General features: G+C 51.9%; 27 protein-coding genes. All 27 read left to right on the top strand.

The genetic code is table 11. From position 1 onward, the window contains the following. Positions 1 to 10: 10 nt before the first annotated feature. The 27 genes from ACWHYD_RS12155 to ACWHYD_RS12025 all read left to right on the top strand — a co-directional run bounded on the left by ACWHYD_RS12155 (position 11) and on the right by ACWHYD_RS12025 (position 26,810). Entirely contained in the window at positions 11 to 1,399 is a 1,389-nt protein-coding gene (locus ACWHYD_RS12155) for a sigma-54-dependent transcriptional regulator (RefSeq protein ID WP_447962302.1), read from the top strand. Positions 1,400 to 1,725: 326 nt separating this feature from the next. Further along, positions 1,726 to 2,142: a flagellar basal body rod protein FlgB gene (gene flgB / locus ACWHYD_RS12150; RefSeq protein ID WP_447962301.1), complete on the top strand. Its 417-nt coding sequence runs from the start codon at positions 1,726 to 1,728 to the stop codon at positions 2,140 to 2,142. Positions 2,143 to 2,265: 123 nt separating this feature from the next. Beyond that, positions 2,266 to 2,709: a flagellar basal body rod protein FlgC gene (flgC, locus tag ACWHYD_RS12145; RefSeq protein WP_447962300.1), complete on the top strand. Its 444-nt coding sequence runs from the start codon at positions 2,266 to 2,268 to the stop codon at positions 2,707 to 2,709. A gap of 34 nt (positions 2,710 to 2,743) precedes the next feature. Next, positions 2,744 to 3,046: a flagellar hook-basal body complex protein FliE gene (fliE, locus tag ACWHYD_RS12140; RefSeq protein WP_447962299.1), complete on the top strand. Its 303-nt coding sequence runs from the start codon at positions 2,744 to 2,746 to the stop codon at positions 3,044 to 3,046. Between the two features lie 145 nt (positions 3,047 to 3,191). Further along, positions 3,192 to 4,784 carry a flagellar basal-body MS-ring/collar protein FliF gene (gene fliF, locus ACWHYD_RS12135; RefSeq protein ID WP_447962298.1) on the top strand — a complete coding sequence of 531 codons (1,593 nt, stop codon included), beginning with the start codon at positions 3,192 to 3,194 and terminating at the stop codon, positions 4,782 to 4,784. Between the two features lie 3 nt (positions 4,785 to 4,787). After that, complete coding sequence (gene fliG, locus ACWHYD_RS12130; protein ID WP_447962297.1) at positions 4,788 to 5,783, top strand: flagellar motor switch protein FliG; 996 nt, start codon at positions 4,788 to 4,790, stop codon at positions 5,781 to 5,783. Continuing rightward, positions 5,764 to 6,402 carry a FliH/SctL family protein gene (locus ACWHYD_RS12125; protein ID WP_447962296.1) on the top strand — a complete coding sequence of 213 codons (639 nt, stop codon included), beginning with the start codon at positions 5,764 to 5,766 and terminating at the stop codon, positions 6,400 to 6,402. Before fliG ends, ACWHYD_RS12125 begins: the two co-directional genes overlap by 20 nt. Continuing rightward, positions 6,399 to 7,742, top strand: a complete 1,344-nt coding sequence (locus ACWHYD_RS12120) for a FliI/YscN family ATPase (RefSeq protein WP_447962295.1) — start codon at positions 6,399 to 6,401, stop codon at positions 7,740 to 7,742. The genes ACWHYD_RS12125 and ACWHYD_RS12120 overlap by 4 nt, the downstream gene beginning before the upstream one ends. After that, complete coding sequence (locus ACWHYD_RS12115; protein WP_447962294.1) at positions 7,739 to 8,185, top strand: hypothetical protein; 447 nt, start codon at positions 7,739 to 7,741, stop codon at positions 8,183 to 8,185. Before ACWHYD_RS12120 ends, ACWHYD_RS12115 begins: the two co-directional genes overlap by 4 nt. A 205-nt stretch (positions 8,186 to 8,390) precedes the next feature. Then, positions 8,391 to 8,975, top strand: a complete 585-nt coding sequence (locus tag ACWHYD_RS12110; protein ID WP_447962293.1) for a MotE family protein — start codon at positions 8,391 to 8,393, stop codon at positions 8,973 to 8,975. Positions 8,976 to 8,996: 21 nt separating this feature from the next. Then, complete coding sequence (locus ACWHYD_RS12105) at positions 8,997 to 10,571, top strand: hypothetical protein (protein WP_447962292.1); 1,575 nt, start codon at positions 8,997 to 8,999, stop codon at positions 10,569 to 10,571. 224 nt (positions 10,572 to 10,795) lie between these two features. After that, positions 10,796 to 11,464 (top strand): flagellar hook assembly protein FlgD, encoded by a 669-nt coding sequence (locus ACWHYD_RS12100; protein WP_447962291.1) that lies wholly within the window; start codon positions 10,796 to 10,798, stop codon positions 11,462 to 11,464. A gap of 63 nt (positions 11,465 to 11,527) precedes the next feature. Beyond that, positions 11,528 to 12,901 (top strand): flagellar hook protein FlgE, encoded by a 1,374-nt coding sequence (locus ACWHYD_RS12095; RefSeq protein ID WP_447962290.1) that lies wholly within the window; start codon positions 11,528 to 11,530, stop codon positions 12,899 to 12,901. 404 nt (positions 12,902 to 13,305) lie between these two features. Continuing rightward, complete coding sequence (locus ACWHYD_RS12090) at positions 13,306 to 13,800, top strand: flagellar basal body-associated FliL family protein (protein WP_447962289.1); 495 nt, start codon at positions 13,306 to 13,308, stop codon at positions 13,798 to 13,800. Between the two features lie 93 nt (positions 13,801 to 13,893). Continuing rightward, positions 13,894 to 14,883, top strand: a complete 990-nt coding sequence (gene fliM / locus ACWHYD_RS12085; RefSeq protein WP_447962288.1) for a flagellar motor switch protein FliM — start codon at positions 13,894 to 13,896, stop codon at positions 14,881 to 14,883. Between the two features lie 61 nt (positions 14,884 to 14,944). Beyond that, complete coding sequence (gene fliN, locus ACWHYD_RS12080; protein WP_447962287.1) at positions 14,945 to 15,370, top strand: flagellar motor switch protein FliN; 426 nt, start codon at positions 14,945 to 14,947, stop codon at positions 15,368 to 15,370. 80 nt (positions 15,371 to 15,450) lie between these two features. Further along, positions 15,451 to 15,885 carry a flagellar biosynthetic protein FliO gene (fliO, locus tag ACWHYD_RS12075; RefSeq protein WP_447962286.1) on the top strand — a complete coding sequence of 145 codons (435 nt, stop codon included), beginning with the start codon at positions 15,451 to 15,453 and terminating at the stop codon, positions 15,883 to 15,885. Between the two features lie 65 nt (positions 15,886 to 15,950). Continuing rightward, a complete protein-coding gene (gene fliP / locus ACWHYD_RS12070) occupies positions 15,951 to 16,661 on the top strand; it encodes a flagellar type III secretion system pore protein FliP (RefSeq protein ID WP_447965865.1) in 711 nt (236 codons plus the stop codon). Positions 16,662 to 16,799: 138 nt separating this feature from the next. Further along, on the top strand, positions 16,800 to 17,069 hold the full coding sequence (fliQ, locus tag ACWHYD_RS12065) for a flagellar biosynthesis protein FliQ (protein WP_342347130.1): 270 nt from the start codon (positions 16,800 to 16,802) through the stop codon (positions 17,067 to 17,069). 48 nt (positions 17,070 to 17,117) lie between these two features. After that, entirely contained in the window at positions 17,118 to 17,903 is a 786-nt protein-coding gene (fliR, locus tag ACWHYD_RS12060; protein ID WP_447962285.1) for a flagellar biosynthetic protein FliR, read from the top strand. Next, positions 17,896 to 18,972, top strand: coding sequence for a flagellar biosynthesis protein FlhB (gene flhB, locus ACWHYD_RS12055; RefSeq protein ID WP_447962284.1), 1,077 nt, complete (start codon positions 17,896 to 17,898; stop codon positions 18,970 to 18,972). Before fliR ends, flhB begins: the two co-directional genes overlap by 8 nt. Positions 18,973 to 19,124: 152 nt before the next feature. Then, positions 19,125 to 21,230 (top strand): flagellar biosynthesis protein FlhA, encoded by a 2,106-nt coding sequence (gene flhA / locus ACWHYD_RS12050; RefSeq protein ID WP_447962283.1) that lies wholly within the window; start codon positions 19,125 to 19,127, stop codon positions 21,228 to 21,230. After that, positions 21,211 to 22,548, top strand: coding sequence for a flagellar biosynthesis protein FlhF (gene flhF / locus ACWHYD_RS12045; protein ID WP_447962282.1), 1,338 nt, complete (start codon positions 21,211 to 21,213; stop codon positions 22,546 to 22,548). The genes flhA and flhF overlap by 20 nt, the downstream gene beginning before the upstream one ends. Further along, positions 22,548 to 23,480 carry a MinD/ParA family protein gene (locus ACWHYD_RS12040; protein ID WP_447962281.1) on the top strand — a complete coding sequence of 311 codons (933 nt, stop codon included), beginning with the start codon at positions 22,548 to 22,550 and terminating at the stop codon, positions 23,478 to 23,480. Before flhF ends, ACWHYD_RS12040 begins: the two co-directional genes overlap by 1 nt. A gap of 3 nt (positions 23,481 to 23,483) precedes the next feature. Next, entirely contained in the window at positions 23,484 to 24,278 is a 795-nt protein-coding gene (locus tag ACWHYD_RS12035; protein WP_447962280.1) for a sigma-70 family RNA polymerase sigma factor, read from the top strand. A 278-nt stretch (positions 24,279 to 24,556) separates the two neighbouring features. Continuing rightward, a complete protein-coding gene (locus ACWHYD_RS12030) occupies positions 24,557 to 25,765 on the top strand; it encodes a SpoIIE family protein phosphatase (protein ID WP_447962279.1) in 1,209 nt (402 codons plus the stop codon). Positions 25,766 to 25,838: 73 nt separating this feature from the next. Beyond that, positions 25,839 to 26,810: a response regulator gene (locus ACWHYD_RS12025; RefSeq protein WP_447962278.1), complete on the top strand. Its 972-nt coding sequence runs from the start codon at positions 25,839 to 25,841 to the stop codon at positions 26,808 to 26,810. The last annotated feature ends 187 nt before the right edge of the window (positions 26,811 to 26,997 follow it).

The raw sequence follows: 26,997 nt of genomic DNA, 5'->3' as shown, positions 1-26,997 counted from the left end.
GGAGATTGGCATGATAGACACTGAGGGTGGAGCGAGCCGGGGGATCCTGGTCGTTGAAGATGATGAGCAACTGCAATCAGCCCTGACTCACGCATTAAGCCAACATGGGTATGCCGTTACGGTTGCCAGAGATGGCTATGAGGGGTTGGAGCGAATGGAACGCGAAGCCCCATGGCTGGTGTTGACTGATCTGAATTTGCCGGGAAAAGGCGGAATGGAATTTTTACGTGAGGTTCGAAGCCAGGGCTACCATATGCCTGTGGTCGTCATGACGGCATATGGTGGAGTGGATGCAGCCGTTGAGGCTCTCAAATATGGGGCCACCGATTTCCTTCAGAAGCCGTTTCCCCTGGATCGTCTTGAAAAATTAATTGACCAGTTAAAGTATGAGCAGCCTGTCTCAGGACTGGATGTCTTGAGGGAACAGGAAAGAAACCGCCGTGAGGAACCGCGTGAAGGATTTCTGACCAGAGATCCGAAAGTGCTGCAGACGATCAGTATGTTGGAAATGGTGGCAGGGAGCCAGGCGACAATTTTGATTCAAGGGGAAAGCGGGACGGGAAAAGAAGTTCTGGCGCGGCATGTCCATCGTCATAGCCCACGTGCCTCCCAACCCTTCGTGGCCATCAATTGCGCCGCTCTGCCGGAAGGACTCTTGGAAAGTGAATTATTCGGCTATGAGAAAGGAGCCTTTACCGGTGCCCTCGCAAGACGATGCGGCAAGTTTGAACTAGCCCACCAGGGGACCTTGTTGTTGGATGAAATCGGGGAAATGAGTTTGGGGTTACAAGCCAAATTACTCAGGGTCCTTCAGGAACGTGAAGTGGATCGTCTTGGCTCACGGCAGCCGGTGCAGGTGGATGTGCGGGTGATTGCCACCACGAATCGGAATCTGGCGCAGGAAGTTCAGGCCGGGCGCTTTCGTGAGGATGTGTATTACCGGCTGAGTGTGATGCCGTTCACTATCCCCCCGTTGCGTGATCGACCTGCGGACGTTCAATTGTTGGCGGAATACTTTGCCAACCGGTCATTGCGGCGAAACCGGCGTACACCGTGTGAGATTTCTGAAGAGGCGATGTCGCATTTGAAGCGGAGGCCGTGGCGGGGTAACGTGCGGGAACTGGAGAATGTGATTGAGCGAGGCGTGTTGTTAGCCGGTAACGGCCCTTTACGAATGGAGCATTTTCAGTTTGAGGAACCCGTGTTGACGGCCAATCATGCCAGTGCGCCAAGTGGAACTATCTGGGAAATGGAGCGGGAACTTATTTTAAAAACCCTGGAGCGCCATGATGGCAATCGGACCCATGCCGCCAGGACCCTGGGAATCAGCATTCGTACATTACGGAATAAATTGCGGGAATATCGACAGTTAAACGGTGGTCTTTCGTTGAGTATATAACTTGAGGCAGTCGGAGAACATCAGAATGTCTCGCTTCGATCTGTTATGAGGAATGACAGGAGTTGAGCGGAAAAATATGCCGGTACAGGCAAAAGTTTCCTCCAGACCAGACAAGATGTAAAGCGTGAGAAGTAGGCGTAAGGGGGGAAAACGTGACGGGGAAAACGTGAGGAACTCTTTTTTCTCCTTCATGTGGATTCCTTACGGATGATTTCTGGCATTGGTGTTGCTGACTTGAATGACGACGTCAAGGATTCCATGGTCAGGGAGGAAGGGATACAGGTGAAGATACAGGAGAACATGGGAACCGGAGAGGAGAAACTGCCATGATGATTTCCCCTTGGGATGAAGGTACGAGACTTTTCGAGCGTTCACTGGATGTCCGGAGCGGGATTCAGGAAACGATTGCCTCCAACATGGCCAACGAAGAAACACCTGGCTACAAGTCCAGGATCCTGCCTTTTCAGGAAACGTTTAATGCGGTTCTTCGAGGGGATGGTCCATTGGAATCAGTCGTCACCAATCCGAAGCACGTGCGCATTGGCTCAGAGGATTCCCGGATATTTCAGCACACCATTAAACAGGATGCGGGAGCCGGATTAGACGAAAATACTGTGAATTTGGAAAAAGAAATGACCCTGATGGCGGAAAATACCTTGATGTATATGGCGGTCAGTCAATTTCTAAAAGGTCGCTTCGAGGGGTGGAATGCGGCTATTGATGGAGGAAATGGCGGTAGGTGACAGCCGTTGAACTGATAGCCGTTATGACGCTGATTCCAGGAAAACAGAGCGAGGGAATCGGGAAGTTGTTGAGGATGAGAAGGATTGGAAGATCTGAAAAGGGTGTCGGAAAAGGAGGCTGAAATGAATATTGATCGCGTGTTTGCGGTGGTGGGGTCTGCCTTAGATGCACAACGGCAGCGGCTAAATATCATTGCCAGCAACCTGGCCAATGCAGAATCCACCCGGACGCCGGAAGGGGGACCGTACATCAGGCGTGATGTGGTATTTCAGGCCTCACCGGCCGGGCAAGAGTTTTCCAATGTATTTGCCAATGCCTTTGGCGATCAGTCCGGGCCATCAGGCGTTCGGGTGACGGATGTGATCCAAGACGATCGGCCGTTGAGGACCGTGTACGATCCCAGTCATCCCGATGCGGATGACCAAGGGTATTTACATCTTCCTAATGTGAATCCGATCGAGGAAATGGTGAATCTCATGTCCGCGACCCGTGCCTACGAGGCGAATTTAGCGGTGATGGAAACCGGCAAAACCATGACACTTCGTGCATTAGAAATGAGTCGCTAAGGTGTCCCAATCTTGAAGGAAGGAGGACAATGAAATGGAATATCTCCCGATAAAAAGCATTGAAGGTATTTCAGAGCCGTTTGGGGTCACGCCGCTCAAAGGACCAACGGGCCAGGACAAGGGATTCGGCGATCTCTTGAAAAACGCGGTGGAGTCGGTCAATACCATGCAACATGAGGCCGGGCGTTTAGAGGAAGCCGTTGCCCATGGAGAAAACGTGAATATTCATCAAGCGGTCATTGCCGGGGAAAAAGCCGGTTTATCTTTCAAACTTTTGATGCAAGTGAGAAATAAGGTGATTGATGCATACCAGGAAGTGATGCGGATGCAAGTGTAAGGGAGTATCGAGTTGCCGATGATGACGATCATGGGGGAGGTTCGAATGAACGAGACCCCGCACCGGTCTCATCGGGTACGAATCATTAGTGTCAGAATGACACCCACATTTTTATCCAAAGAGTTGAGCGGAACCCGTTAATTTAATGGACAGTCTCCTCGGTAATTTTCAAGCCTTAACACTGACCCAGCGGATCGGCGTGGTCGTGGTGGTGGCGTTAGCCCTGGCGACTATTCCAATGTTGATGATGGTCGGTAAGTCTCCGGAGTTGGTGACCCTGTTCTCTCAGCTCAATCCTGACGATACGCGAGCGATTATTCAGGAGCTTGGGAAGCAAGGTGCCGTCTATGAGGTGGGTGACAGCGGGAATTCAATTAAAGTTCCGGCGGAACGGGTGCATGAATTGCGACTGCAGTTGGCCTCCTTGGGACTTCCTGAGTCGGCTGGTGTGGGATTTGAAATATTCGATCGCACCGGATTGGGCGTGACCCCTTTTACGCAGCAAATGAATTACCGGCGAGCGCTTCAGGGAGAGCTGGCTCGGACCATCGGTCAATTATCTCAAGTTGAGCGGGTACGCGTGCATCTGGTGATGCCGGAGAAACGTCTGTTTGCGACGGAACAAAAACCGGCTCAGGCGGCGGTTGTGTTGACTCTCAAACGCGGGGCTCCTCTTGGAGGCTCTCAAGTCCAGGGAATCGTGCATTTAGTAGCCAGTAGTGTCGAAGGATTGGAGCCCAGCCAGGTGACGGTCGTGGACAATCATGGTCAGGTCTTGAGTCAGAACTCTGCGGATAGTGATGCTCAACTGACGGCCTCTCAAATTGAAACCCAACGACGGGTGGAACGGGACCTTGAGCAACGGGTGCAGACCATGTTGGACCAGGTCCTGGGCCGGGACAAATCCGTGATTCGGGTCACTGCGCCGTTGGAGTTTCGGCAAGTCGAAATTACCGAAGAAAGTTTTGATCCCAATAGCCAGGTGGTGCGAAGTGAAAACCGTAGTCAGGAAAAGGTGTTGGAATCCGGTTCGAGCAGAGGAGGGCCTGGTGTTCCCGGTGTCAGGAGTAATGTGCCAAGCGAGCTCAAGGCAGGAAATGGAGCAGAGCAAAAGGAAGCCAAACGAAAAAATGAAACATTGAATTATGAAGTCAATCGTAAAGTGAGCAAAATTATTGAGCCGACCGGTGCCATTAAACGATTAAGTGTGGCGGTCTTAGTGGATGGGACCTATGAAGGGGCTCTGGGCACTGAGGGACCAGCGGCTGAGAATGCGGCCGAAAAGAAATATGTGCCACGGCCGGAACAGGAAATACAGAATCTGGTTCAAATTGTGAAAAAAGCCGTCGGATTCTCCGAAGAACGCGGAGATCAAATTGAAGTCATCAATGTCCCATTTGAATCGCCCACTATCCTTGAGGGTGAGGAAAGTATGACGGCGGGGGTTCAATCGTTCCTGGCCGTCTGGGGTGGATTCCTCAAACCGATACTCTTTTTCTTCCTTGGGGCCATGGTGTTGTGGTTTGTCGTTCGACCGATGGCGTTGAATCTTACCAAGCCCGCAGCGGCAGCGGTCGTCCTCCCACAGAAAGGATTGCCTGCCACCGTCACCGAGTATGAAGCGGAAATTTCAGAAACCCCTCAGGAGCAAGCCATTAAGCTTGCAGCAGACAATCCAGCTTCCGCCGCTCAAGTAATTCGAACCTGGATAAAAGAAGAACAAGGAGAAAAGGTCTAATCCGTGAATAGTCAATTATCTGGATATGAAAAAGCGGCCATTTTATTACTCGCAATCGGGGAAAGCGCCGCGGTCGAGGTATTGAAAGTGTTAGACCAAAAAGATATCCGGGCAATTGGCGCGTATCTGGGCGCGTTGGTGAATGTCGGGCAGGATGAACATCGAATGGTGCTTAAAGAGTTTCGGGAATTGGCCGGAACATCCGGTCTGTCGGTTGAAGGAAAAGCCTACCTCTCAAAAATCCTGAATGCGGCCTTGGGCAAGGATAAAGCTCGTCGAATCCTGAGTTCCCTGAACACCTCGGAGAATGCCGGATTTGAAACCTTAAAATCCCTTGATGCGGCGTCGATTGCGAATTTATTGGCGGGTGAACATCCTCAAACGGGCGCCTTGATCCTGGCTAACTTAGAGTCCGATCACGCGGCTCAGATTTTGTCATTGCTCCCCGCACATAAGCGGGATGCCATCGTCTACCGGTTAGCCACCACGGAAGAAGTCTCGCCCAATATGCTGGATGAATTGAATTCCGTGCTTCAGGAGGAATTGCGTCTGGGATCGTCGAAAAATGCGGTGGCCATAGGTGGGACCGGTCTGGTCGCCGAAATCCTGAATTCGGTGAAACGCAATGTGGAAGGGGAAATCCTGACGGCTCTGGAAGGCAAAAATCCGGAGATTGCCGAAGAAATTCGTGGAAAGATGTTTGTGTTCGAAGATCTGGAAAATATTGATGACCGTGGGATGCAGGAAGTGCTGCGAGAAGTGAGCAAAGAAGAATTGCTTCTCGCCCTGAAACCGATCGATGGTCCGCTCAGGGACAAATTCTTCAGGAATATGTCCAGTCGCGCGGCGGAATCCCTCAAGGAAGATATGGAAACTCGAGGACCGGTCAAGCTGAGTGATGTGGAAGCCTCTCAGCAGAACATTATTAAAACCGTTCAACGCCTGGCCGGTGAAGGCCGTGTAGCCTTGGGAGGAAAAGGTGAGGAGCAAATGGTCTAAGGTGCGCTCGCTTATGGAACAGGATGACACGGTCAAATGTTTTCAGATGGTTGAATTAGTTCACAAAAGTGCGAAGCAACGCGCCGAAGAGGCCCAACCGCATGATTGTACCGAACTTCAACGTGACGCGTTTGAGCGGGGGAGGCAGGACGGGATTGCCGAGGGACGTGCCCAGTGCAAAGCCCAGGTAGAGGAGGAAGTCAAAAAGGCCATTCGGTTGGCTAACCAGATTGGTCGGGCCAGGCTGCTCGCGTTAGAAGAACATGAACGCGATATTGTGGAGGTCGCATTGGCCATTTCCCGAAAAATCCTGTTACGGGAATGTGAGATCGATAAAGAACTTGTCGTTCGGCAAGTGCGCCAGGTTCTTGGACTGCTCCCCGACAAAACGTTGGTGACGCTGAAAGTCCATCCACAAGATTTCACCACCTTAGAGCCCCTACAGCACACCTTACGACCGGAATGGGCGGATGGCGATCATCTCGTGCTTGAAGCCTACGAAGACGTGGATCCGGGTGGATGCGTGGTTGAACAGGCCGGTCTACTTTTCGATGCCAGGCTGACTCAACAACTGGCTCTTGTGGCCAATGAATTCGGATTGGAAACACCGCAGGCATGAACCTCGCCACCATTCAACAACGTTTGGACGACATTACTCCTGTGACAATTACGGGGCGGGTGGTCAAAGCCGTGGGCTTGACTCTGGAGGGAACAGGCCTGGGAGCTTCGGTTGGTCAGCGATGTCATATCTTCAGCACACGAGGGAAGTCCATGATGGAGGGCGAAGTCATCGGGTTTCGTGAGCAACGTGTGGTGGTCATGCCGTTCGGAGCTGTTCGCGGCATCGCTGCCGGAAATTTCATACGCTACGATCCGACCTCTCCACGATTATTGGTCGGGCCTCAAATGTTGGGACGAGTCCTGGATGGACTCGGGAACCCATTAGATGAAAAGGGTCCGCTCTCCCGTAGCCGTCGCTATGCCCTCTATGCACCTGCGCCTGCTCCCATGCTCCGGGAGCGAATTCGTACGCCAATGGATTTAGGCGTACGAGCCATCAATGCCCTTTTGACCTGCGGGGTCGGGCAAAAACTCGGAATTTTTGCGGGGAGCGGAGTCGGGAAAAGTGTCTTGATGGGAACCATGTGCCGTCACACGTCTGCGGATGTGAATGTGATCGCGCTGGTGGGTGAGCGAGGACGGGAGGTGAGGGAATTTCTGGAACGGGATTTAGGGCGGGAGGGACTCCGGCGTTCTGTGGTCGTGGTCGCCACATCCGATCAATCTCCGTTAGTCCGGGTCCGGGCGGCTTTTGTCGCGACAGCCATAGCTGAATTTTTCCGGGATCAGGGTAATCAGGTCCTCCTCCTGGTCGATTCCTTAACCCGCTTGGCTCATGCGCAACGGGAGGTGGGACTGGCTGCCGGAGAACCACCTACCACCAAAGGGTATCCCCCTTCGGTCTTTACGCTCTTTCCTCAAGTTCTGGAGCGGGTGGGCCCGATGGGCACAGGATCAATTACCGGTCTATATACCGTGCTCGTTGACGGAGACGATTTAAATGATCCCATTGCCGATTCCATCCGGTCCATTTTAGACGGGCATATTGTGTTGTCCCGGCGCTTGGCGATGCAAGGACATTTTCCCGCGATTGATGTCCTGCAAAGTGTGAGTCGGGTAATGTCGGATATTACCTCGACCGTCCATCAGGATGCTGCCAGGTTCCTGGTGCAGATGATGGCGGAATATCGCAATGCCGAAGATCTGATCAATCTAGGAGCCTATCAATTAGGGTCAAATCCTCGGCTTGATGCGGCGATCAACATGAAAGGGCCGATCGATTCCTTTCTCCGGCAAACCAGGGAGGAGGGGGTGGGAATACCAGAAAGTTGCCAAAGTCTAGAAGCCTTGGCACAACAGGGCCGGCGTCTTCTTGAGAGAAAGGGAAAGACCCCATGAATTGGACTACATTACTTCGATTTCGCAAGCAAGTGGAAGATCTCGCTCGTGAAGAAGTCGTCCTGGCCGAGTGGGAAAAAAGTCAGATCTCCTCGAAGCGTGATGACCTTATGGTGGAAATGGAAGCGGTGGCCACTGAATTAGAACAGCGTATACGAGTGGGTATCGACAACATGATTGCCGAGCAACGCTATCAGTGGATGGATCGGATCAGCATAGCCATAGAACAACAGAGCCAACATATTCAGGAGGTGGAAGATAAGCTGGCTGATTTACGGGCCACATTAAAAAAAGCCCACCATGCCAGACGCGTAGTGGAATTGGTGATTGCTAAAAAGGAGGAAGAGGTCATGCAGAAAATCGCGACACAGGAACAACAGATTCAGGAGGATGTGACGGCTCATGCCTATGCCATCTCTCACCTTGAAGAAATGACCCAGTAGGGGGCAGGAAATATGTCAATTTTTTCACCTTTCCATCAGCATATTCGTAATCGAGAGCATAGACCAAACACTGGAATGTTCAAAAAGGCCGTTTCAGCATGGCTCCAGGCGTTTTGGGCGGGCGAAGCATACGGAGGAGTATGTGAGCACGGCCGAGTGGCAAGAACGCGGGTGTCGGCATTTTCCATCACTCCGGAGGGGAACAATGTTGCCTAGTCGATCACTCATTGTCTGGTGGGTGTTGGCCTTGATTTTGTGGGCCACCACGGTCGGGTCTGTTCAGGAAATGCCGGAGGTAGGAAAGACGAATTCATTTGAAAATCAATTAGTTGAAGATGAAAGGGTGGAGGAGGCGCCTAGTGCAGAAAGCACATTATTGGAACAACTGCAAGCGCGTTTGAAAGTGGTGGAAGAGCGGGAACGTGCTTTGCAACAACGTGAAGAGCGGCTCACCGCACTCCAGCAAGACATAGAGGCGTTGGCGGCACGACAAACCAAAGAGGGGAAACGGTTAGTGGGTGAGGCATCCTCGCTCGCAGAAGAACAACGTCGATATGTGGAACAGGATCCGGCGTTAATCCATTTAATCAAAATTTATGAATCCATGGATCCCGAAGAAGCGGCCTTGCGAATCGCAGAAATGCGAGAAGGGTTAGCCTTGGATATTTTGGCATCGATCAAAGATAAAAAAGCCGCCGGAGTGTTAGCGGGAGTTGAACCGGTGAAAGCGGCACGATTATCTGAAGGCCTCCGGCGATATCGGGACATTAAATTGAACCAAGCCAATTAACCCAAGACTCAGAATTAAACGATGATCAATGCCCTTCCATTCTTTTTCGGACCTTCGGAGAGTCCTCCTCACGTAACCGGTCAAACGGGTGGACTTGGCCTGGATCAGGCGAAGACCACGGAGAATTCTTCCAATCATCTATTTGCCAAAATTTTTCGCGATCACTCGGGGCCGGACTCTTTTCAGAACGGTGTATCCAACACGACGTCTGGAAAAGATGGGGGAAAAGTGTCGAATTTTGAGTTGCCTCTTGGCACGACGGCTGTGTCAGGTGACAATCTCTTGGCTCTTTATCTGGCAGGGGTCTTTGCTGAGGATGGACAGCGGGTACCGGAAGAAGGGGATGGACAACGGATTACCGAAGAAGCTGATGTAGGAAAAATCTCATCGATTCCCTTGGCGGCAGAAGGCCTGAATGGAGGTCGCTCAGACCTGGCCGTGAGCCAGAAGGCGTTGTTCGGACTCTTGCCCGGAAATGTGCCTCAGGACGGGCCGGTTTCCGGTGTGGTGGTTTCGCCTCACGCATTCCTCAACGGAGTACGTGGAGGCCAGACAGGTTTGCCGCTTGTCATGGGGAATTCACCAAATCAGATAGCATCCGTTGGGAACATACTCGTCGATCCGAGTGGAACTGACCTCATTGCCAAGGTCGATCATCAACAGGTTCTTCGAAATCCCCTAGCATCGGTTGCTGGGGAGGCTGTGACAGAGCCTCACACGAATCAGGGGAAACCCGGGGAACCTTTCTCAAGCCTTGTTCAGGCTCCCGGGCCTCGTCCTTGGCAAGATTCTCTCTCCCCGATGGGGCTTCCGCAGGAGTCACTCAAGCCTGTATCCAATCCAGTCAACCAGATGCTCCAGGTTCCCAAACCATTTGAAGACACGCCGGCAGGTATCGCCGATGTTGGTCAGTTGAATCAGAATCGATTGAAATATGTCAGTGGGGTTTCGTCCGTGCTGAGTGAGTCTACGGCGAACGGGAAAGAATCCTCGGTCGGAATTCCCGTGGACCTTCTTGCTGATGCCAAGGTGTCTTTGACTGGCGTTGGTTCCAGGGACGTTCTTGAGGCAACAGGAAAAGCCGAGGGAGTCGATTCCAACGCCGGACAGGGGCTCAATCATGGCATGGGCAATCCAACCCATTCTCAGTCCGGTTTTCAGCAGTCCTCGTCTTCTTCCTCACCCGGGCCGGCTGTCCGGATGCCGGAAGAGCCTGTTTCGAATCTTCCTGGTCCGGCGCTTCAACGCCTCCAAATGGAGGTGCAACTTTCGGAAACCAATCGAGTGCAGATTGATGTTGGCGTGCAGCACCGGCAGGTCTATGCCAGTTTGTTGATGGATCAAGCTACCTTGAAAAATCTTGCTGTTCAATTTGTTCCACAATTGGAAGAACAACTCACTCAGGGCGATATGGAGTTGCAGGAATTTTCCGCAGAAGTTCGTGATCAGCACGGTGAACGGGAGTCAAGCACATGGTCGGATGGGGCAGGAACGCAAACGAGCCAACGAGGGACGACATTCCTCCATCAGACACCAGGGTCGCTTTCCCATGTCGGCATGCGGGTGGACGAACAGGGTCTGCACTTGGTGGCGTGAAGAAAATGGTAGCGCGCAGGGTGAGGGTTAAAACATCAGTAGTAAGGGGTAAGGAATCAGGAATTATGAGAAGGCGATCAAATACGACGTTCGTTTCACGCCTGATGACTCCTGCTTCATTAATTACCGGAAAATGAGTTGCCGGTGAGCTGAGGGTCTCTCAGTCTTTAATTACAAATGATGCCCTCGCGTAAAAATGGTCGAAAAAACAGGAGCTCATAATTATGGAAGTGACGCCGACACAAGCAGGAACGAATGCCACGGCCACAGGGAGCGCCAATGTGCAGGCGGCGGTTTCGGCACTCGGATCAGATGTGTTTCTTCGCTTGCTCGTCACGCAGTTGCAGAGCCAGGATCCCACCAACCCGGTTCAAAATGAGGAATTTGTGGCGCAGTTAGCGCAGTTCACCACATTGGAGCAAGCCACGAGTACCAATAAACTCCTGGAAAAATTGATCGGCCAGGATACACAACGGACACAATTGGATCTGGTGAATTTGATTGGAAGGACGGTCGTTGCGCAGGGTGATACCGTCAGTATTGCGGAGGATGAACAGCCCACCCTGGCCTATGCCTTAAGTGGAGAGGCCAGGTCAGTCATCATTAAAGTGGTGGACTCGGGCAAGCAGGTGGTTCGGACTATAGAATCGACAGATATTCAAAAAGCCGGGGCCAATCAGGTCCAATGGGATGGGCTGAATGATTCGGGAGACCGGGTGCCGGAAGGAGTCTATCAGTTCATCGTGCAAGCCGTAGACGCTAATGAACAGCCTGTTCCGAATTTCACATTCGCTCGGGAACGGGTCATGACAATTGCATTTGGAACAGAGAGTCCGGTGGTCCTGCAAAGTGGAAAAACCTTACACACCGAGGACATTCTCTCCATACTTTGAGGTGGGTAATTTTAGGGGAAACATCATCAGGTCGATCAATCGAGAAACAAGGAGTAGACGCCAATGGGAATTACCTCAGCTTTTTTTGCCGCTACCAGTGGGATAAACGCGACCAGTCGAGCGCTTAGTGAAATCGGTAACAACATCGCCAATGCGCAGACGATCGGCTATAAAAGCCGGTCGGTCTCATTCGGAGATCTCTTCGGAGCCACGATTGGTGGTGGAGGGACCAGCACGGCCTTAGTGGAAGGTCGTGGGGTGCGAGTGCTGGGGATCGACCCGAGCTTTACGCAAGGGTCTCTTCAGACGACGTCCAATGCCCTGGACCTGGCCATTGATGGAGACGGATTTTTTCGGGTGAGTGATGCAACCGGAAATATTTTCTACTCTCGTGCCGGCCAGTTTGATGTTGATTCGCAAGGAAACCTCGTGAACCCCGCGGGGCTGAGATTACAGGGTGACCAAGCAGATGATACAGGGCTTTTAAGCGGGACTGTTGGGAACATCAGTTTGACCACCAGTACTCAACCTGGAAGACTCACATCCGAAATTGCAATGTCAGGCCGTCTGGCCGCAAATGCTCCCATTAATGCCTACACCATCGCACAGGTGCTTGATCCTCAATCAAATAAGGGCCTATTCCCTGGTAATGCCCCAGTCCGGGTATTTGACTCCCAGGGAGTCGGGCATGATTTGCAAATATACTTTGCCAAAACGGCCGCCAATGTTTGGGAGTATAGTGTGTTGGCTCAGGAAGGAGAAATTGACCTCTCAACCCTTCCCGCCGCCAACGTTGATACCAATACGCATAATGCTTTGGTCGCAGACGGGACATTAACTTACACTGACGAAGGATTTTTAAATTTAGAATCCACTGTTAACTATTATAATACCGCGGGATCAGGTTTAGGAGGTGGTATCGATTTTTTAGGAAAAGCACCAAATCAACCTATTGCATTTGATTTTGGGACCAGCATTACAGAAGGTGGAGCCGGCACGAATGGATTGTTACAGCAGGGCACCTCTTTGAATAATAATGCGTTAGTGCTTGACACTTTATCTCAAGACGGGTTTGGACCGGGATCACTCGCGGGAACGTCTATTGGTGAAGACGGAATCATCACGGGGCGCTTCGATAATGGGACCACCAGGACGTTGGGACAGGTGCGCTTAACCCGATTTATCAACCCGGATGGACTGCAACCGATTGGACGGAATTTGTTTATTCAATCCGGTGATTCCGGCACTCCCTTGGACGGGGTGCCAGGCACGGGTGCCTTTGGCAAAGTATCGGCCAGCACCCTCGAAGCCTCCAATGTGGATTTGGGTGAAGAGTTAGTCAATATGATTACCATGCAGCGTGGCTTCCAGGCGAATTCACGAATCATCACCACCACCAACGATCTCCTCGGAGAACTGGTGAATCTGGCCCGTTAGATTTCAAACTTGGATGTGACTCATCAAGCCCCCAGGCAGGTATTCCTGTCTGGGGGTTTTTTTCTAAAGGATTGTTGAAAAAACATGCCTCAGGAACCGTGAGGCGGAAAGTGAAAAATCCGGTTCTTTCCCTTGCCTCCTTACGCCTCACCTCTCACGTTCCATAAGTGAACCTGTCAAAGCTTCCCCCGAAATGCCAGGAAAATGACGAAAAGGGCAGCCTCATCTTGTTGCCGGGCAAATGAGATATCAGGCAGGACCACGGAAGAAATCTATGCGAATTCAATGCCTTACAATATTAGCTTTAGGCTCCTTACGTAGAAAAATGGAGTGGCACAAAGGTTGCTGATTTGGAAAGAGGAATGTAATGACCCACAAAACTTTTTAGCGTGTGAGGTTGATGTATGGCTGAAGACGATGCCAAAGAGGAAGCCCCCGTTAAAGCTGGGGCGGGGAAAAAAATGATCCTTATCATTATCGCAGGTGTTCTTCTTCTGGGTGGAGGAGGAGGTGCAGCCTGGTATTTCATGGGAGGCACAGAGGAAAAACCAGCCGAGCACGATGAGCATGCCAAAGCCGAGACTGGTCATGAAGAGCCCGGGCCGGTGATGGAACTAGACCCTTTTCTACTGAATTTAGCGGATCGTGAAGAGCTTCGATTTTTAAAAGTCAGTATCAAGCTTGAGTTGGACCGGGCTGAAGAAAAAACGGATTATCAGAATAAAATTCCGGCCATTCGTGATGCGCTGTTGGTGTTGCTGAGTAGTAAAGAATCGCAATTACTTAGAACGGTGAACGGGAAGCGGCGGGTTCGAGAAGAAATTATGACGCGGGTAAACGGCGTCATGAGTAAAGGGAAAGTCGCCAATGTATATTTTACTGATTTTATTATTCAGTAGGGCGTGGGGAGAAAGAAGTAAGCGTTCAGGGTCCGGGAGTTAGAAAGAGGAGAGAAGAGACAGCAGGGCTGTTTCTTTGTACCACGTCCGAACATGGAAAAAATTCTTAGTCAGGATGAAGTTGATGCCCTTCTTCGGGGGGTTTCCGATGGTGGCGTTGAGACGGAGCCTGAAGACCCGGTAGATGCCGGACTACACGACGGACCGGTTTCGTATGATTTGGGGAATCAGGAATGGGTCGTCCGCGGGCGAATGCCGACCCTGGATGTGATCCACCAACAATTCTCGCGTGGTTTTCGCATCTCTCTGAGCGATGTGCTTCGTAAAACTGCTGAGGTTACGGTCACCAACCAAACGGTGATGAAGTTCGGGGAGTTCACCAAACGTCTTCCCGTCCCGGCCTATCTCCAGATTATTTCCATGGACCCTCTTCGCGGCTTAGCGATGATCGCCACGGATGCGGCGACGGTGTATTTGCTTGTGGATCATTTTTTCGGGGGTGCCGGACAGACTCATGTGAAGCCGGAAGGGCAGGATTTTACCATCATAGAGCAGCGCGTGATGAAAAAGGTCATGCTGATGGGGTTGGGGAATCTCCAAAAAGCCTGGGATCCTGTCCAAAAACTCCTCATCAATGCGGTTCGGGTAGAAATGAATCCTCAGTTGGCTGCCATTGTGTTGCCGGCGGATATCGTGATTGTGGTCACGTTAGGCATCGAATTAGGGAATTCGGTTGGAGATCTCCATCTCTGTCTTCCCTATACGATGTTGGAGCCGATCCGGGAACGTCTACAGGTGAGTTTTCAGGGAGACTCGTTTGAAACGGATTATGGTTGGGTGAAACGATTTTCGGCCAGGCTGAAGGAGGCGTATGTCACGATGTCTGTCTGTTTGGGAGAAACGGAAATCTCGGTGGAGGAATTGATGCAATTTTCACCCGGCGATGTGATCGGGCTGAATCAAGGAACCACGCAACTGTTAACGGCCAGAGTGGAAGGAGTCCCGAAATTTCTTGGTTCTCCGGGAACCACCAAAGGCATGCAATCATTTCAGATTAAGGACATCATCCTGGCGAGAGAGTAAGGGCCGGTGAACACGATGAGGAGCCGGCCAGTCACTGACCGTGGAAACCTGGAGATAAACGATGAGTGAAGAAGACAACATCGACATGGATACATTTGATGCTGAGAAAGAAATGATGGAGGCGTTAGCCCAGGAAGCGTCGGCGAAGGAACAGAGCGCTGCGGCAAAAAAACAGGAGGTGGCGGCGAGTAGCAGTAGCCAGGCGCCAGAATTGATGACGTCCCACGATCCGAATTTAAATCGCATCTTAGATATTCCCTTGGTGCTTTCGGCACAACTGGGCAACACACGCATACTGATTAAGGACCTGTTGCAGTTAGGACCTGGATCCATTGTGGAATTAGATAAACTCGCGGGTGAACCGTTGGAAGTGTTGGTGAATGAACGGTTAGTCGCACGTGGTGAGGTGGTGATGGTGAATGAGAAATTCGGCATCCGTCTCACGGACGTGATTAGCCCTTCTGAGCGGGTGAATAAACTTCGATAGGGACATGAGGTGTAAGGATGAACACGTGAAGGGGCGATGAGGCCGTTTCACGCATCACGACTGACGCATCACGAAACAATATGGATCTCACACATGAAGCGCTCAAAATGGCGGGTACCTTGGCCCTGGTGGTCCTGGTTCTTCTTGGAGGATTAGCCTGGGTTCGGCGTACATTCGGAGAATTGCCCGCGAAGAATGGTGAGCCGGTGATGCGCATTTTGGGCGGACTTCGGGTCGGGACGGGAAAGCACATCATGCTCGTGGAAGTGGCCGGAGAAGTGTTGGTGTTGGGAACGACGGCCAGGGAGATGACGCTGCTGACGACCATAGCGGAGGCCGATCGGATTGATCGGCTCCGCTCCATTACGAATTCGCTTGTCGGACCTTTAGGCACTTGGTTGGGTCAGTGGACGCGGCAGGCATTTGGGAAATCCGAAATGGGATCGGTGACATCCAAACCGCTCATCCGATTGGCCCAAGGCCTCGCAAGGGTGAGGGGAGAGGGAAAGTCGTGATCAACGCCTATTGCGGGTTTCGTAAACGACGTGATTTTCGGGGACTGCTTGTCCTGAGTCTGGTCATGGGACCATCGACTTCGGCCCTTGCCCAGGTCACGAAGGATCCGGCGATCAGTTTACAGGTGTCCGGATTGGACGGGACCGAACCCTGGACCTTCGGGCTTCGCATTCTCTTTCTTCTGACGGCCTTAACGCTTGCGCCTGCCCTGTTGATGTTGGTGACGGCATTTACACGCGTGGTGATTGTTCTGGGTCTTCTCCGGCAGGCGTTGGGGACCATGCATGCTCCACCGAATCAAGTGATGATTGGATTGGCCATGTTTTTGACCCTGTTTATTATGATGCCGGTCTGGGAACAAATTCGGGTTGAGGCGCTTAATCCCCTATTGGAACAAACGGTGACTCAGGAAGTGGCGCTTGAACGGGCCAAAATTCCACTAAGAATGTTTATGCTGAAACAAGTGCGCGAAAAGGATTTAACCTTGTTTGTGGAGATGGCAAAAGTTCCTCATCCTCAAACGCCCGAAGATGTGCCGCTCCATGTCCTGGTGCCGGCGTTTGTCACGAGTGAATTGCGGACCGCATTTCAAATCGGTTTCCTGATCTATGTGCCTTTTCTCGTGATCGATATGATTGTCGCCAGCATATTAATGTCCATGGGTATGATGATGTTGCCACCGATCATGATCTCGTTGCCGTTTAAGTTGGTGCTGTTTGTGCTGGCGGATGGATGGTTTTTGGTCGTGGGAGCATTGATGAATAGTTTTCAATAGGAAAGGCCGTAGGACGTGAAGCGTCAGGCGTGGGGAGTGATCGGATGCCGTCATTGTCTTTCTTCTGTCTGCCCCCTACGGCTTTATCTTCATGCCTAACTTTCCAAATTTCATGGCCAGTCTGAAAGGGTTAAAGAGATGACAACGGAAAGTGTCTTGAGCATCGGTCAGGAGGCGATTCAAACCATACTGCTTGTGGCTGGTCCAATGTTGGGGCTCAGTTTAGTGGTAGGACTCTGCGTGAGTGCGTTCCAAGCCATGACCCAAATCAATGAAATGACCCTCACGTTTTTGCCAAAGGTTGCCACCATGTTTGTGGTGCTCTTGGTCACCTTTCCCTGGATGGTGGAAATTCTTGTGGGATTCATGACAGGGGTATGGGCAAGGATACCCGAGTTTGCCCAATGATAGAGGGAGTCAACCTACGACATGTGTGAGAAAGATGTCCGGTAACCGGTGTTTCAATGGGATTTTGCGATTCAGCAAGTGTGGCAATTCGTGGTGGTGCTCGTCCGAACAGCCGTCATTCTGTCGGCCTTACCGTTGCTGGGGGGGCAATCGGTTCCGAACCGCATCAAAGTCGGAATGGCGGTCATTATCTCCATCCTGTTGATGCCCGTCGTGACGTTTACCCTCCCTCCCAATTGGTTGGAACCTGCCAATCTGGTGATCGCGTTGGGTGCCGAATTGCTCGTCGGATTGGTCTTAGGTTTGGCATTGCGTTTACTTATGACTGCGGTGGAACTGGCTGGGAGTGTGATGGGTTTTCAGGTGGGGTTTGCCATGGCCGGAGTTTTGGATCCTGTCACGCAAGTGGAAACACCGGTGTTTGGTCAATTACTGACCATTCTGGCAACCCTTCTGTACTTTCAAGTCGATGGACATCATTTGGTGTTGTTGGCGTTGGGCAGTAGTTTTCAGTTGATTCCCCCCTTCGGCGCTCATTTAAGCGCCCCTCTGTTGAGCGATGTAACCGGAGTCATGCAACGAACCTACGATACGGGATTGAAGCTGGCCTTTCCGGTCATGGCCGCAACATTTCTGGTCCATGCCATCATGGGGATTCTTGGCCGGCTGGTTCCTCAGATGAACGTTATGCTCACCAGTTTTCCCATTACGATTTCTGTTGGATTGTTGGTGTTAGGACTGGGTTTGCCCTTCATCGCCTTAGTCTTTCAAGACTGGATTGTCGGCATGGAGACGGTCTTGTGGGATTTAGTTCAGGACTTAGGAAATGGCTGAGAATAAAGACGGGGCGGATAAATCAGAGCAACCGAGCCCGAAACGCTTAGCCGAGGCCCGTCGCAAAGGCCAAGTGCCGATGACCAGGGAATTGCCCTCCTTGTTTGTTTTGTTGGGAGGGGTCGGGATGATTTCTCTCTGGGCTCCTCACGCGTTTGTCCAGTTTTTTGATCACTACCGACAGTGGTTGGCGCAGGCCGGAACCCTCCAATTAGATGCTCAGTCCACACATGTATTGTTGTTTAATATCGCCTATCAAGCCTTTGTTCCTCTCATCCCCTTCGGACTCCTGGTTGGTGTGTTTGCGTTTCTCGCTATTGTGTTGCAAACCGGGCCGCTTTGGATTGAAAAAGCCTTGCAACCCAAACCGTCGAAATTGAATCCCTCTAATGGGTTGAAGCGTATTTTTTCGTGGAAAGGGGTCGTCGACCTTTTGAAATCATTGCTGAAGCTGGCAGGCGTGAGTGGGATTGCCTATCTGATTCTGTCTCATAACATGCTCGCGATTCTTCAACTTCCCCTCCTTGAGCTAACCGAGGCGGTTGGTGGTGTGTGGGGGATCCTGCAATACATTGTGTGGTCGGTCGGAGGGGCCTTGCTCCTGTTGGCCATCATCGATCTGATCTATCAGCGCTGGCAGCATACCGAAGATCACAAAATGACCAAACAGGAAGTGAAAGATGAGTCGAAGGATGTGGAAGGTGATCCGCAGATTCGATCCCGCCGCCTCAGTTTGCAACGGGAACGTGCCAGACAGCGCATGTTACAGGCTGTGCCCAAAGCCGATGTGGTGATTACCAACCCAACCCACGTGGCTGTGGCGCTCAGGTACGAAAGGGGAAAAATGGACGCTCCGGTGGTGGTGGCCAAAGGCGCAGGGTTTATGGCGGACAAGATTAAGCAGATTGCGCGGCATGCGGGGGTTCCCATTGTTGAAAACCGCAGTCTGGCCCGCGGGTTGTATAAAGCCGTGAAAATCGGTCAGGAAGTGCCCGGGGCATTGTATCAGGCGGCGGCTGAGGTGCTGGCCTATGTGTATCGCTTGAAGAAAATGCATGAGGGACCGTGACGCGTAAGGTCTAACGCATGAGGGGGAGAATCGAAAAAGGAAATATCGGCATGCCCCCTCACACTTCACACCTGCCGTCTCATGACGGTTAGGAGAGGCATATGGAAATAGAGTACCAACGAATGCTGCAACGGTAACCGATCAAGGCACACATGGCGTTTGATTCTCAAAAATTACGTGACGAACTCACTCCCGCGCATTATGGGGATGTGCTCTTGCCGGTCGGGGTGGTGGGGATGCTCCTCCTCATGCTGTTGCCCCTTCCCTCCTTTCTTCTGGACCTCTTTTTATCCTTTAGTATTACCCTGGCTGTCTTGATTTTGCTCGTGACCATGCATGCCGGGCGTCCCGCGGAATTTTCCGTCTTCCCGTCGGTGGTATTGCTCACCACGTTATTCCGGCTTGCGTTGAATATTGCTTCGACGCGGGCCATTCTTATGCATGGGAACGAAGGTCCCGCTGCCGCCGGGCAAGTCATTGCCGTGTTTGGGGAATTTGTGGTCGGGGGAAATTATGCGGTGGGCATTGTGGTCTTCTCCATCCTGGTGATTATCAATTTTGTCGTGATTACCAAAGGTGCCACCCGGATAGCCGAAGTGGCCGCGCGGTTTACCCTGGATGCGATGCCCGGCAGGCAAATGAGTATCGATGCGGATCTCAATGCGGGGATGATTGACGAAGCCGAAGCCCGGAAGCGCCGGGAGGCCATTTCGCAGGAAGCTGACTTTTATGGATCGATGGACGGTGCTAGTAAATTTGTTCGCGGCGATGCGATTGCCGCGCTGCTCATTATCTTTATCAACGTCATCGGCGGGTTGGGCATCGGCGTGTTGGAACATGGAATGTCCATCGTGGAAGCCGCGAAACGCTTTACCCTGCTGACGGTCGGCGACGCGATCGTGGCTCAAATTCCCGCCCTGATTATGTCGACGGCTGCCGGTATCATTGTGACACGGGTTTCGACCAAAACCAGTCTTGGCCGTGATTTAACCGACCAAATCTTTTTTAATCCCCATCTTGTGGCCGCCGTGGCCGGTATGTTGGTCTTTTTGGGATTTCTTCCCGGATTGCCGCATGTCGCGTTTTTGATGTTGGGAGCGATGACCGCCGGCTTGGCTTATGTATTGAGGAATCAAAAGCAAGAAGCCGCTCGCCTCAAAAGTCTCCCCAAGAAAAAAGATCCATCGACATCCCCTAGCACGGAATCGGTGGATACCGTCACTCCTCCGGATCTGATGGAGTTGCATGTCGGTTATGGACTTGTCCCGTTTGTCGATCAGGCCCAGGGAGGGGAGTTGCTAGAACGGATTCGGTCCATCCGGCGCCAAACGGCTCTTGATATGGGATTTGTCGTGCCCGCCGTGCATATCCGGGATAACCTCCAGCTCAAACCGCATGAGTACAGTATTTTGTTGAAGGGGATTCAGGTGGCTAAGGGGGAACTCGTGCCCAGGCATTTATTGGCCATCAATCCCGGTCATGCAAGAAAGGGCCTACAAGGTAAGCCGGGAAAAGATCCGTGTTTCGGTTTGCCGTCGGTCTGGATTGCCCCCTCCGAAAAGGAGCGAGCTCAAATGGAGGGTTATACGGTCGTCGATGGGCCGGCCATTATTGCCACCCATCTGACGGAATTTATTAAATCCAATGGGCATGAATTGCTGGGTCGGCAAGAGGTCCAGAATTTGCTGGATAACCTCGCTAAGACGTATCCCAAGGTGGTGGATGACTTGATTCCGACTCAAATAACGTTAGGAGCAGTGGTGAGAATCCTTAAGAATCTCTTACGAGAACGAGTGTCGATCCGCGACCTGCGGACCATTTTGGAGACTGTTGCGGATTACACCACTCAGAGTAAGGATCCTGACACCCTGACGGAATATGCTCGGCAAAATCTATCTAGAACTATTTCGTCCCAATATGCCAATGCCGACGGATTGCTGCAGGTGATAAGTCTGGATCCAATGCTGGATCGCCGGTTGATGGAGGCGATGCGGCCTAGTGGTGGAGAACAAGGGGGATTGCCTCCCAGTTTGTTGAATCAAGTGATTGTGTCGGTCCGTCAGGCCATTGAGCGCGTCGTCAGTCAAGGGTATCAACCCGTGTTGTTATGTTCCCAATCGATTCGATCCCAACTCTATCGGTTAGTCTCGCCGGGTGTGCATGCTCTGGCGGTGCTCTCGCCGAACGAGTTGGACCCTAAAACTCAAATTCAAGCTATTGAAGTCGTGAGGATGCCACATGAAGCTGAAACGGTTTGAAGCCCTCTCATTACAAGAAGCTCTCCAAGCGGTGAAAGCGGAACTGGGTCCTGAGGCGGTCATCGTTTCGTCCCGCCGGATTCAAAAAGGGGGAGGCCTGTTTGGTCTGCTCAGTCAATCGATCATTGAGGTGACGGCAGCGGTGGATCGTTCATCTCAGGCGGAAGTTGAGCCCGCACGTGTTGATCGATCTTTTCAGTCCCTTCTCGCCAAACGCTTTGTGCCTGATGCGCCTACTCCTCCACCTCCACCGGTGCCGATCAAAGCCGATCACGGATTTTCGGAAGCCCTGCAAGTCGCGAATGCGCTGGATCCGATGACTCAGCACCTTCATGCGATGCACCAGGAAATTCAACGATTGCGCGAAGAACAACAAGATCCTGAACGGGTGTTGGGGCCTTTGCGACAAGAGTTAGAAGGCTTGCGGATTGTGGTGGGACAAGTGTTGGGAAGTCAGATGGACAAACGGGTTGAAGGCTTACCTGGAGACCTGATGGATGTCTATCAGTCCTTGGTGTCTCAAGGAGTGAACCCTCAGACCGCGCATCATCTGGTTCGTGCGGTGGTGGAAACGCTCGGGACAGCCGGTATTGGCAATCGCGAGGCGATGAAAAGTCTGTTATGGGAACGAATGGAGGAGGCGGTGGCCGTTTCGGGTCCAGCGGTGTCTAAGCATTATGGCCAAAAAGTGATGATGCTGGTTGGGCCGACAGGCGTGGGGAAAACGACGACCATTGCCAAGTTGGCGGGGTTGGCTCGTCAACAGGATGACCATCGGCGAACGGTGTTGATTACGTTGGATACGTATCGTGTGGCGGCGGTGGAGCAACTTCGGGTATTTGCCAAAATTTTAAAAATACCTCTGGAGGTAGCGGTCTCTCACAAAGATTTCATGGAATGCATGGGACGGCATCAGCATGCGGATTTATTGTTGATTGATACGGCGGGACGAAGCCCCAAGGATCAAGCCGGGTATGATGAATTACTCGCGATCACCAGGGGACAAGTCCATGTGGAAACGCATCTGGTCTTAGCCGCCCCCATGGCCGAGTTGGTCCAGATGGAGACCATTCGGCGCTATCAATCGGTCCCTATTCATAAGGTCATCATTACGAAACTGGATGAGGTGTCGATGGGGGGCGGTCTGTATAACGTGTTGTCACAGACGGGCCTGCCGGTCTCCTATCTTTCTGCCGGACAGCGTGTACCTGAAGATTTAGAGGTTGCCACCCGAACGCGCCTGGTGGAGTTGGCCTGGGGGCAATCACCGGGGCAGGTTCTTCAGGAACGTGTACCGTTGACGGGGGTCGCGCACTAATGGCCGGGTCATCATCTGCACCACTCCTGGTTCCCGGTGTTTCCGTTCAACGACGACTGGATCAAGCCAGTGGATTACGTGCCGCCATGAACTCCAACCTACAGGATCCTTCACGCATTCAGGTGATAGCGGTCAGTTCAGGAAAAGGCGGGGTCGGGAAAAGTAATGTGGTGGCGAATTTAGCGGTGGCTGCGGCTCGTCAGGGACGGAAGGTGTTGATCATGGATGCGGATCTCGCCTTGGGAAATGTCGATATCTTATTAGGACTGACTCCACAGTATACGATTGAGAACGTGCTTTCCGGGCAACGACGCTTGGAGGAAGTCCTGGTGACCGGGCCCGAAGGGATTTGTCTGTTGCCGGCAACGTCCGGAGGTCAGGCCTTCACTCAACTGACGCATGAGCAGCAACTCCATTTACAATCCGCCTTTCTTCAGTTGGCGTCTCCGCCGGACTTGCTGCTGATTGATTGTGCGGCAGGAATTTCGGCCAATGTGTTGTACTTTAGTTTAGTGGCTCACGAAACGCTGGTGGTGGTCTCGCCCGATCCAACCTCTCTGACTGATGCCTATGCCCTGATCAAAATTCTTTCCACTCGCTATCACTTGCGGAAATTCCGCATGCTTGTCAACAAAGTCAAGCATAGCCAGGAAGGCAAAGAGGTATTTAGAAAATTAAGTTTAGTGACGGATCGGTTTTTGACCATTTCGCTCGATTATCTGGGATGTGTTCCCACAGATGACTATCTGACGATGGCCGTGGCTCAACAACGTGCGGTGTGTGATGTTTACCCGCGCGCTCCGGCGAGCCGGGCCTTTACTTCTTTGGTGAAGGTTCTCAATGAGTGGAGGGGAGATTGTTCCTGGCAGGGGGGATTTCAACTTTTTGGCCCTGCTGCCTTGGGAGCCACTAGAACTGTGACGGAAGGATAACGCATGAAACGTGGCGCAGTAACAACAGTGTCAGAAAGACCGGTTTCGGAAAACACAGCACCGTCGATTCCGACGAAGCTTTCGCTCTCCCCCCAGGAACGCGAAGCGCTGGTTCAGGAGTTTTTGTCGGTCATTAAATACATGGCGATGCGAATGGCCATGCGAGCCTCGAGCGGGCTCAATGTGGAAGATTTGATGAGCGCCGGCATGGTCGGGCTTCTGGATGCCCTGACGAAGTTCGATCCCTCACGAGAAATTAAATTTCGAACCTATGCCGAGTTTCGTATTCGTGGCGCGATGCTTGACGAAATCCGCGCGATGGACTGGGTGCCAAGGTCTCTTAGGGAGCGAATCGGGAAAATCCAACATGCGGCCAATGAATGGACAAAACGCAAAGGTCGGCCACCCACAGAAGAAGAGTTGGCGGAATCCTTAGGTATGCAGGCGCAAGAAGTGGATGAGACTCTTTTGCAAGCCAAAGGCGCTGTGGTCTTGAGTCTCGATGATTTGGGTTCCAATGATGAAGATTCCCATCCCATTTTGGATGCGTTGGCGGATCGCGATCAACCTTCGCCGTTGGAGACCCTGGTGTCCGAGGATGCACGCCAAGCCTTGGTTGATGCCATTGAGCGATTGCCTGAGCGCCAACGCCTTGTGTTGACCCTCTATTACTTTGAAGAGCTGACGATGAAAGAGATCGGTGTCGTCTTGCACGTCACGGAATCCCGCATTTGTCAGTTGCATGCGCAAGCCATGATTCGTCTGAAGGCTCTTCTCCATACACGGCTCGGTCCGTAATTAATTTCTGTCTCTGAGGAAAGCCCTCTAGGCGGAAACCTGTATGCGGTTTGTCCATGGGCTTAGGCCACGCATCTTAACGGAGGTTTTACCCTGTGGACGTCATGTCCATGCCGGGAACCCTTGTATCTTCGACCTATCGGATGCCGCACATTGATGGTGGTGAGGAAAGCTCCCTGCTTCCCCATGAAGGGCCATCATCAGAGTTGGATTTGTGCCCATCCCTGGCGAAAAACACAAATAATTAACATCGTCCAATAACTTCATTGAGAAAGATCATGCTACCGATGACGACCGGGAATATCCCGGATGGGGGAACCCTTACGGATAATTTTATCTATACCATTCTCATTGTGAATAATGAAAAAATTATGCGGATGGTTGCCAGGAAGCAATTGGCCAGACTGCAGTGTAGATTATTGGAGGCCAGTAATGGAGACGACGCTCTGGCCCTGCTGGATCAGGAGCCGGTGGATCTCATTCTATCTGATTGGGTGATGCCCGGTCTTGATGGTCCCGGACTTTGTGAAGCGATTAAACAAGATGAACGCTATCGGACGATCCATTTCATCCTGATGACGGAATTGGACCATCCGACGCAGATTGCCGAAGGACTCAGTCGGGGGGCCGATAATTTCTTATCCAAAACCGCTTCCGGTTATGAAATTGTCGCCAGAGTAGGCGCCGGTCTTCGAGCTCGACAGTTGATGCTGGATCTAGAAAAGATCAATCGTTTGTTGTCGCAAAAGCAAGCGGAATTACATTCTGAGCTCCGTTCGGCTTCCACCTTTGTTCGAGATCTCCTCCCGCGGAAAGGGGAAGTGGTTCCCGGAGTTCACGTGGAGTGGGAATTTTTGCCTTCCTCGCATTTGGGAGGAGATTTCTTTCAGGTTGCCCGATGGGGGGATGATCACCTTGGTCTCATGATGCTGGATATGTCGGGGCATGGGATCGGGCCCGCCTTACGGGCTGTGGCGTTATCGTTGTTTTTCAAGGAAGAACACATCCAACAAATGTTTCCCTCATACGATCCGGGCGAGATCCTGACGAGTCTGAACAAACAATATCCCATGAGCGATGACGGGGCGTATTTCACAATCTGGGTTGGGGTGTGGCAAAGCTCCACGCGCCTTCTTCGGTATGCGACTGCGGGACATCCCGGGGCCATTGTGGTGAAAAGAGACGGACCTTCGGTTGTGTTGGGAGGGCGATCCTGGCCTATAGGTTTTTCGGGTGATGAGGTGTATGGAACGGATTCCGTCGTTCTGAATCCCGGAGACCGGATGTATCTTTTTAGCGATGGTATTTATGAAGTGATGAATCCTCAGGAAGAGATGTGGGGAAGAAAAAGGCTTCAGAAAGCATTTGAAGAGTTTGCCGGTGAGCCGTTGCAGTCAGGATTGTCCCGTATTATTGAGGGGAGCCGGACATGGAATGCCCAAGCCGGCTTTGAGGATGACGTGGCCTTACTCGGGGTGGAGTTTTAGGCGTGAGAGAGTAAGACCTGAGGAGTTTATTCACCCTCACCCCTCACGTTTGGTCGTTGTCGAGCGCACACGCATGAAAAACACATTTTCCCGTATCTTATTAGTAGACGACGATGAGTCAAACCTGGATGTCCTTGTTGAATGTCTTAAGGATGAACCCTATGAACTTGTTCAAGCGCATAACGGCGAAGAGGCCTTAGCGCAATTACAACAGGACCGACAAGGGTTCCATGCCATGGTTCTGGATCGAATGATGCCGGGGATGAGTGGCCTTGATCTGTTGTTGCATGTGAAACGCGAGGAACACCTCCAATGGCTTCCGGTTGTGATGCAAACCGCAGCGGGATCCCCCCAGGAAATATGCGAAGGGATTGAAGCGGGGGTCTTTTTTTATCTGATCAAGCCCTTTGATCAACCGTTGTTATTGCGGATTGTGAACGCAGCGGTGGAAGAGGGGTTGAAATGGAAACGGATATTCCGAAATCTTAGCCAGCAGTCCCGGATTATTGAATTATTACAGCAAGGCCGTTTCCACGTTCGAACCATGGAAGAAGCCTATGATCTCGCCTTCTTGTTGGGGCGAGCCTGTCCCAATTCAGAAAAAGTCGTGTTCGGATTGAATGAATTGCTGATGAATGGAGTGGAGCACGGAAATTTGGGAATCGGGTTCGATGAAAAAACCGCTCTTCAGGCAAGTGGAACCTGGGAGGAAGAAATTCAATATCGGGTGGGACTTCCTGAGTACGTCCATAAAGTGGTCGACGTACTGTTTGAACGATGCTTGGATTGCATCCGGGTGACAATAACCGACCAGGGTTCCGGCTTCGACTGGCGGAGGTATGAACAGATCAACCCCGACCGGATTTTGGAAAGTCACGGACGGGGTATTGCGATGGCCAAAGCCTTAAGTTTCTCACGAGTTGAGTATCGGGGGAAAGGCAATCAAGTCGTGTGTGTCATCAAAACAGACACGCCGATCGGCGAGGAATGTATCTCAATTGGCTCTGAAACCTCTGGGACGGCTCACCAATTGGAAAAGGCATGAGGAGTAAAGCGTGAAAGTAAGGCATGCGGAAAAAATGATTTTGTCTTTCGGACATTCTTTTTTCCTATCTTCTTTCACTGGGGGTTGTGGCCACAATAAAGGAATGTGGAGTCTTTCTAAAGTAGGGTCCTTTGGGTTCCGATAGTCCTGTTTGTCCCCTGTTTGTTTCTGACCATGTCAAAGGCGC

It is taken from the genome of Nitrospira sp. Ecomares 2.1 (assembly GCF_965152585.1).
This window is presented reverse-complemented; position numbering and strand designations above follow the sequence as displayed.